This window comes from Variovorax sp. 01T439_2, from assembly GCF_056398445.1.
The window spans coordinates 1-7017 of sequence record NZ_JBFTPJ010000222.1 but is presented as its reverse complement, the minus strand read 5'-3'; the positions used below and the strand labels follow the sequence as shown (position 1 = coordinate 7017).

The following is a 7017-nucleotide window of genomic DNA, read 5'->3' as shown; positions in this document are numbered from 1 at the left end:
TCGCAATGAGATCGAACGCCTCTTTCGACGACTCAAGGGCTATCGCCGGATCATCTCTCGCTTCGAGAAACTCGACGTGATGTTCGTCGGCTTCATCAGCTTCGCGCTGATCGCCGACGGACTTCGTTTGTGTTAACAGGCCCTAGATGGGGATGACTATGTCATCCGCTTCCGTCGGGCGTGACCCCTTTGGGGTTCGGCGATCAACTGCCACCCCACCCCCCCTCGATACTAGGCCAGCACCGGAGGGCAAACGAGTACACAACCTAGTCGAGCGGGGCGCGACAGGCTACCGTCAGTCGGCCAAAGGCGGTCCTCCGCGGCTAGGCTACCGTGGGTACCCTGTCAGAAGGAATCTAGGATGCTTGGTGCGTTCAAGGGGCGAATCCGGCCAAGCGTGTTGGCAGGCGCTCGTCATGGCTCGATCTTTGGATGAACTTGCTACCTCGTCGATAGGCAATGGACATTTCGATTGGGTGAGCATCCGCGCGACCAACTGTCCGTCTCACTTGCAAGTATTCAACGCGCTTGATAGAAATGCTGTGGGCCTCTAGAAACCGGAGGGCATATGTCAGACGAGACCAAGAAGTGCAGCACCTGCGGCAGCATTTTCCCGCTAACACGGGAGTTCTACGGGCAGCAGGCCTCGACTGGTGGTTTCCGCGGCAGATGCCGGGTTTGTGACAGGGATGCGAAGGCGCGATATGCCGAGAACAACCCAGACCAAATTCAGGAAAAGTGGCGGCGCCAGAACGCCAGACGAAAGGCCGCCGGGCTGCCTTGGTCACAGGACGATGTGGCTGTCATTCGCGCAAGACTGCGGGACCGATGCTTCTACTGTGGAGTAACCCTATTCGGTGGCGGGGAGGTCGATCACATGACCTCTCTTGCGGAAGGCGGTACCAACGAATTCCGTAACCTCACCCTGGCGTGCTTGCCTTGCAACAGAGCAAAAGGAAGCCTCGACGCCAGGGCGTACATCGAGTGGAGGAAGTCTCGTGGAGAGTATTGCCGGGACATTTTTTGGCCCACCCAGGAGGACTTGGGCGATATTCAGCAGGCCATCGAAACTCTGAGGCTGACCCTTGAGTGCAAGACTGACAAGCGGCCAACAGGCGCAAAGATTTTGGCGTTCAAACGCCGATAGAGCAACGACGATCGTCTCAAATTCAAAGATGGGGCGCCGCGCTTTCTACGCCGCGCCTCAGAGGATAGCTGGGACGATCGCCGCGTGCAGTAACCATGGAAGGGCTGTTGGCGGCGCCTTTCCAGCCAAGCATCAAAGTCCCCTGCTATGGCGCTTGAGCACGACCGTGGACCGCGCATTTCGTAAAGGCGGAGGCGGCCTGACTGGGCAGCCCTCATCCCTGCCGTGGCCCTGCGTGATCCGGCATCTGCGATGGCGCCTGGGGAAGCTGTTGATCGCTTCGATCGTGCTGGCGTTCGTCCCTCTCCAGGCTAGCCTGAACCGCACACGACCTGGCTGTGCAACGAAGGAAGACGCAGTGGGCCTGCAAGGCATCGACCCGCGAATCATTGAAGCACTCGAGGGCGCAAGCAGCTCGCAGCTCCACCAGCTCAAGGCATTGATCGAAGGCATGCTGGCCGATCCACGCCGCGGCATTGCCGCTCGTGCGAACCTCCATCTTGGTCAGCCCGTGCACTTCGTGGACTACGCGACGCTCAGATGCGCCGCGGCAAGATCATTTATCTTCGCGCCAACAACCTGAAAGCTGTCGATGCCAGATACCACTCCCGTGCGCAAATTTTCCAGCACCAAAGTGCTGACCGTCTTTCTCTCGATCTCATCGGCCGCAGTCATCGTGCTGGCGCTGCTCGGCTATGGCGTCGCGCTGTCCGCCGAAGCGAGCTTCGGCATTCCGCACTCCGTGATCTTCAATTCCACGTCAGACCTTCTCACACTTGGTGGCTGGGCCGTGATTCAGATGGTGCTCATCCTCAACAAGCTTTCGGAGTGGGGCTTCTACGTCAAGATTTGGGAGGCGACTTGGCCGGCCACCAAGATCGCGCTAGTCATCATGGCAGCGCTCGTCGCGCTCGGCGGCATTGCGTTCGCCACACAATACCTTCTACGTCGCTGGCCCTGGTTGCGTCGAGCGGTGGAGCAGCTTCGGGGATCGACGCACAAAAAGGTCCTCGCAATCGCAAGTTTCCTCATATTCGTTCTGGCCGCGCCCCTCGTTGTCATGCCTCTGACGATGCTCGCGATCCTCATCGGAATCATGTTTCTAGTCAGCCTCTTGAGCATCGTTCCGATTGCCGGCCTCCAAGCCGGTAAGGCGCACATTGACGACTGGGTAGTTGGCCCGGAATTCTGCGTGCCMCTGCAGTCACGCCACGCGCGCCTGCAAGTCAAGCCACCGGTGAAGGATGGGAGTCCAAAAATCAAAGTGTCCACATGCGTCACCGTGAAGAAGACCAGTGGCACCGAGTATCGCGGCCGAGTGGTTTTTTCGACCTTCAATGCCGTGGTGCTCTACGACCCAGAAGCAGGCTCGGTGCGACGTGTTTCCACAGAGGACGCGAGCCTCGAGGTCATCGACAAGCTCTGACCCATTCGGTGATCAGGTTGTGCGACGCGTGATGTCACGGGCGCTTCTTGCGAGCGCACAGACGCTTTCAAATCACGTCGAATTTCGGCGACACCGAACGTCCCCTACGAAGGCGGCCTGCGCGCGCCGAGCGGCAGTTGGGGATTCCTCGACAGTGCCGTCGAAAACGGGACATTTAAAGCGGGGTGGGGTGGGGTCTCGTCAGCGCGCCATGGTTGAATGTCGGGGCGACACGTACGGAGTATTGTTCCAACAGAAGGGGCGCATTGAAGCCGAAGCCAACACGCTGCCAAAAGCAATTGGCTCGCTGGCAAAGCAAATTTCGCAGGTGGTATTGGACGCCGGCTCGTTGGATCACCGGGCGCCACGATGAGTGGGCTGCGGTCGAAGCAGGCCTGTAGACTTTGCCTTTCCAAGTAAAACGACAGTGACCATGCCGCCCTCTGACGACGAGCCAACATTTGCGCATTCCGTATTGAGCCAGCGCCTCACCCGCCACGGGGTGACGGTGCAAGTTGAGATCTACGAGGACGGTGAAGGGAAATGGATTCTCGAAGTGGTAGATGCACAGAACGCATCCCATGTTTGGGACGATCACTTTGAATCCGACCATCAAGCGCTTGCAGAGGCGATCCGGGCCCTCGAAGAGGAAACAGTCGAATTCATGGCTGCTCCAGCGAAGCCGGATAGCCTTCACTGACCCACCCCCCAAAAAACCGACATTTGTGGTCACCCCACTGTGTCGCGAGTGTTCGGTATTCGAGCAGTATTAACTGCGCAGCAAATAAACCGCGCGGTCCCATGGGAACCACAAGCCCGCCCTGCGCATTGACGGTGGCCCGCAGCGCGTTTGATCCAAGCGCAATCGGGCCGTTGGGCTGGATCATTCGTTGACCAACTCGGCGACCAGGCTGACGCCAGTCATCCCCCCAACACTGTGCAAAGACTTTGCACTCGATGCTGGTGGTGGCGCTCGACGCTGGTGAGCAACCACATTCGGGCCGTGACGCACGGTTTTCCCAGACTGATGCCGAAACCGCAAGCCAGCGATTGAGACCATCATGCGAGTGAAGATGAGGCCGCGATACCGCGGCGGCACCCGGCTCAGCAAGCGGGAATTTGTCGATCAACCGTGGCTGTGCGGCATGCTGACGCTCCAAATAATCGAAGGGCGGAAGCAGCTTGGATTGTGGGAGGCACGGCCAGGCGACCTGGCATCGAACAGATCGGCGGACGGTGGTGCTATCAGGTCTGGTACTGCGAGACTCGCACTCAGCCCTCCGCCCTCTCCCTCGAGCTGCTGCAGGCAGCCTCGACAATGAACCATGAGCCAAACTGAATTTTTCCCCGAACCCGCCACCATCCTGCGCATGCCGTCGTGGCTGGGCAGCCACGTGCACGAAGACCGCGAGGTGCCGCTGACGCCCGGCGACTACAAGGTGACGCCCGACGACCGCTGGACCGTCACGTCCCTGAAGACCAATGAAGTCGTCTACAGTGGCATCGACCCCGTGGAGATCCTGCGCGAGCGCGCCGCTGCCTGAGTCGACAACGATGGCGAATCTTTACCTCTCGATGACCGATGCGCTCATCAGGCACTGGAAGGCGAACGGCAACGCCTACCCTCAAAAGTTCATTTACACGCCGGCCCAGCACAAGGAATACGTGGAGAGCCGCCGCTTGGGCATAGGTGGCCACAACGTCGACGGCAGCGTCCACATGGACGTGCCGGTCGAGATTTCCGAAGGCACGCCCGGCGCGATGGTGGCCGTCGACGGCACCGAGGTCTCGCTGCAGTGAGTGTGCTCCGCCCTCTTCTTCTGGCCGGCCTGCTGTCGCTGTCGGCGCTGGCCCAGGCCGCCGAGCAGCGCACGTGTCTGGTGGTCGGCGTCAGCGACGGCGACACCATCACCGCGCGCTGCGGCGCCGCGGGCAACTACGAGCAGATCAAGGTGCGCTTCAACGGCATCGACGCGCCCGAGAAGCGCCAGCCCTTCGGCCAGCGCGCGAAGGAGGCGCTGTCCGACCTGGTCTACATGAAGGAAGCCGCGCTCGACTGCACGAAGTCCGACCGCTACGGCCGCAGCGTCTGCAAGGTGATGGTGGCGCCCGCCTCGGCGCCGCGCGGGCCCAAGACGCTCGATGCGGGCCTGACCATGATCACGCTCGGCTTGGCCTGGTGGTATCGAACCTACGCCCGCGAGCAGACGCCGCAGGAGCGCGGGCAATACGAATTCGCGGAAGCCGAGGCCAGGGCCAAGCGCGTGGGCCTGTGGCGGGACCAGGATCTGGTGGCGCCATGGGATTGGCGCAAGGCGCAGCGGGCGCAGCACTGACGTGCGGCTGCCTTGGGCGGCTACTCGCAAATCGGCCGGAAGTAACCCTTGATTCGAGCCTTTTCGCGCACTGCGATCTGAATGTGACTGCGCTCATCGAATCCTGAGCCTTCGAAAGCCGGTCCACCTTCGCGAAACGCAGCTCGGACCGTGTCGTATGGGGGCAACGACTTTTCCGCAGTCTTCCTGGACTCGTGAAGCGCCTCGATCACGGCGCGGTCAAGGCTGCGAAAGAAGCCGTTTCCCGTGTTTTTCGGCATTACGGTCCCTGCCTTCGCGACGGCCTCCAACAAGATCTGGTGAGCGACTTTCACTTCCTCAATGCTCACACGCGAGGTCATGTTGAGGCAATGCCCAAGCTCAATCACCGCGCCTACGACGAACGGCTTCTTGATCTTTCCCTTCGAGAGCCGCGGATCATCCCTTGCAGCTACAGCCCACTCCATCGCTCGCAGCGGGTCGTTTTCCCAAAAGTAGATGCCCTCACCCAGCCAGTCATACTGGTTTACGCTTCGGGCGAGATGAAGCACCTTGCCGCTCAACACCTGCTCGCCCACGGATTCATCGCAGCCATGGAAGCCCAGCACCATGCTGGGCAGGCGCTGATAGTTGCTGTAGTCGGGAAATGGCGGCTGTTCAGCCGCCATAGACCTTCGTCAAGCGCCCTGTGGGGGTGACGATGCCAGCACGCTGGAGAAAGTCCAGCGCGTGGGCCTTAGACTTGGTGACCTCTTTCTTGAGGTTCTCCACCGACCGCTTCATCTCCGGATCGGCCAAAGTGACTGTCCGACCAGATTGCGAAACAACATGCACCCAACCTGCATCCACTGCGGGAACACGAACGGCACGTGAGTGCGCTGGTCCTTTGCGAGCAGTTGGTTTGGTCATTGCGAATCCGTTGGGTTGATGAAGCACTTTCAAGTGTGCTATTGACGGTCCTGTCAATTCTGCCACTTTACTGGTTGGTTTTACAGTAGTAAAGCTATTTGGGCCGTCAGAAACTACGACACTGTTTTCGGCGTCCTACTTTCAACGTTCTGCTGACTCGCGATAGTTGCAACTGTCAGTTCGACTGAGAAACTCCCGTCAAAACGCTGTGATTCCCTCCTGGACGGCCCCGATCTGGCTTCCTGTCGACCCTCCGGTTACATTTGCAAGAATGGCTCAGCCCCGCGCGCGTCCATGCCTGCTCGGCCTGTGGGCCCGCGGCTTTGGCCGTGGCGCCGAGGTCCCCGCTGAGTGCGGCGTACAGCCGTGACCACTTGTCGCGCGAGATCTCGGAGGTGAAGTTCGCGTCCCCCATCTCGCGACCGACCAGCGTGCGCATTTTCTCCATGCTCTCGTAGGGCAGGGCGGCTGTGTCCAGGTTCGGTGCCGCGGCATTCATGACCGCGCTGCGCGCGGCCGCCGCCGCCGCCGCGCACCATCCTGCAGGTGTTCGAGCAGACCAGCGTGCCGTCGCCGCGCGCGATGCGCTGGCACCCCAAGGTCCACTGCCCACGATTCCACGTTGCCAGCGCGCCGCTTCCGCACGTCGCAGCCGGGCCGAGGTTCCATACGGGCGAGATCGCCATGTCGAAGACCATCTGCGACGGCGGCCGCTTAACGCATGGCGCGACGCACAGATGCACGGCGACGACGGCAGTGCGTTCCTCGGTCTCGCACTTGCCTCGCTCCAGCGCTCGCCCACGCTGATCGGCGTCGTGGAGACGTGCTTGGTCAGGCCGCCGCAGGCGGTGGGCAGGCCGCAGCATGGCTGTGCCGCCCAGAACAGCCTACTCCCGCAGCGTGAACACCACCGACAGGTAAGAGACCGGCWGGGTCTGGATGGYCTCGATCCCATGCAGYGCGGTCGCWTCGAACAGCAGCGAGTCCCCYGCCCCCACCGCMACCGACTTSSCGCCRTAGYGGTASRTGACCTCCCCGGAMAGRAARTACAGGAACTTGAGGCCCGGATGCTGGAAGGTCACGTAGGGATCGGCGCCGGGCAGCAGCGTGACCAGGTACGGCTCGATGAACAGGTTGCCCGACAGCAGGTGGCCCAGCAGCTCGTAGCGGTAGTCCGCCACCGCGCCGATGCGATCGACCAGGACACCATGTCCTGCGCG

Annotated in this window: 10 protein-coding genes and 1 pseudogene; 8 read left to right on the top strand and 3 right to left on the bottom strand. The window is 61.1% G+C overall.

Features of this window, described 5'->3' with window-relative positions; translation table 11 throughout:
- The 8 genes and pseudogenes from AC1DOC_RS12730 to AC1DOC_RS12695 form a co-directional block, all read left to right on the top strand.
- A pseudogene (locus tag AC1DOC_RS12730) lies at nucleotides 1-136 on the top strand (IS5-like element ISCARN85 family transposase); the annotation flags it as partial.
- Nucleotides 137-568: 432 nt separating this feature from the next.
- Nucleotides 569-1147 carry an HNH endonuclease gene (locus tag AC1DOC_RS12725; RefSeq protein ID WP_015867314.1) on the top strand — a complete coding sequence of 193 codons (579 nt, stop codon included), beginning with the start codon at nucleotides 569-571 and terminating at the stop codon, nucleotides 1145-1147.
- Nucleotides 1148-1301: 154 nt separating this feature from the next.
- Complete coding sequence (locus AC1DOC_RS12720) at nucleotides 1302-1730, top strand: hypothetical protein (protein WP_478081812.1); 429 nt, start codon at nucleotides 1302-1304, stop codon at nucleotides 1728-1730.
- Between the two features lie 9 nt (nucleotides 1731-1739).
- Complete coding sequence (locus AC1DOC_RS12715; RefSeq protein WP_436311651.1) at nucleotides 1740-2573, top strand: hypothetical protein; 834 nt, start codon at nucleotides 1740-1742, stop codon at nucleotides 2571-2573.
- A gap of 433 nt (nucleotides 2574-3006) precedes the next feature.
- Complete coding sequence (locus AC1DOC_RS12710) at nucleotides 3007-3273, top strand: hypothetical protein (protein WP_015867320.1); 267 nt, start codon at nucleotides 3007-3009, stop codon at nucleotides 3271-3273.
- Between the two features lie 625 nt (nucleotides 3274-3898).
- Complete coding sequence (locus AC1DOC_RS12705) at nucleotides 3899-4117, top strand: hypothetical protein (protein WP_015867321.1); 219 nt, start codon at nucleotides 3899-3901, stop codon at nucleotides 4115-4117.
- 10 nt (nucleotides 4118-4127) lie between these two features.
- Nucleotides 4128-4373 carry a hypothetical protein gene (locus AC1DOC_RS12700; protein ID WP_015867322.1) on the top strand — a complete coding sequence of 82 codons (246 nt, stop codon included), beginning with the start codon at nucleotides 4128-4130 and terminating at the stop codon, nucleotides 4371-4373.
- Nucleotides 4370-4909, top strand: coding sequence for a thermonuclease family protein (locus AC1DOC_RS12695; protein ID WP_436311652.1), 540 nt, complete (start codon nucleotides 4370-4372; stop codon nucleotides 4907-4909). The genes AC1DOC_RS12700 and AC1DOC_RS12695 overlap by 4 nt, the downstream gene beginning before the upstream one ends.
- 20 nt (nucleotides 4910-4929) lie before the next feature.
- Here the strand turns inward: AC1DOC_RS12695 and AC1DOC_RS12690 are convergent, their stop codons facing one another.
- From AC1DOC_RS12690 to AC1DOC_RS12680, 3 genes are all read right to left on the bottom strand, one after another.
- Nucleotides 4930-5556 carry a hypothetical protein gene (locus tag AC1DOC_RS12690; RefSeq protein ID WP_015867324.1) on the bottom strand — a complete coding sequence of 209 codons (627 nt, stop codon included), beginning with the start codon at nucleotides 5554-5556 and terminating at the stop codon, nucleotides 4930-4932.
- Complete coding sequence (locus tag AC1DOC_RS12685; RefSeq protein WP_436311653.1) at nucleotides 5546-5797, bottom strand: hypothetical protein; 252 nt, start codon at nucleotides 5795-5797, stop codon at nucleotides 5546-5548. Before AC1DOC_RS12685 ends, AC1DOC_RS12690 begins: the two co-directional genes overlap by 11 nt.
- 887 nt (nucleotides 5798-6684) lie before the next feature.
- Nucleotides 6685-7017, bottom strand: a 333-nt coding sequence (locus tag AC1DOC_RS12680) for a cupin domain-containing protein (protein WP_478129885.1), incomplete at its 5' end; no start/stop codon positions are given.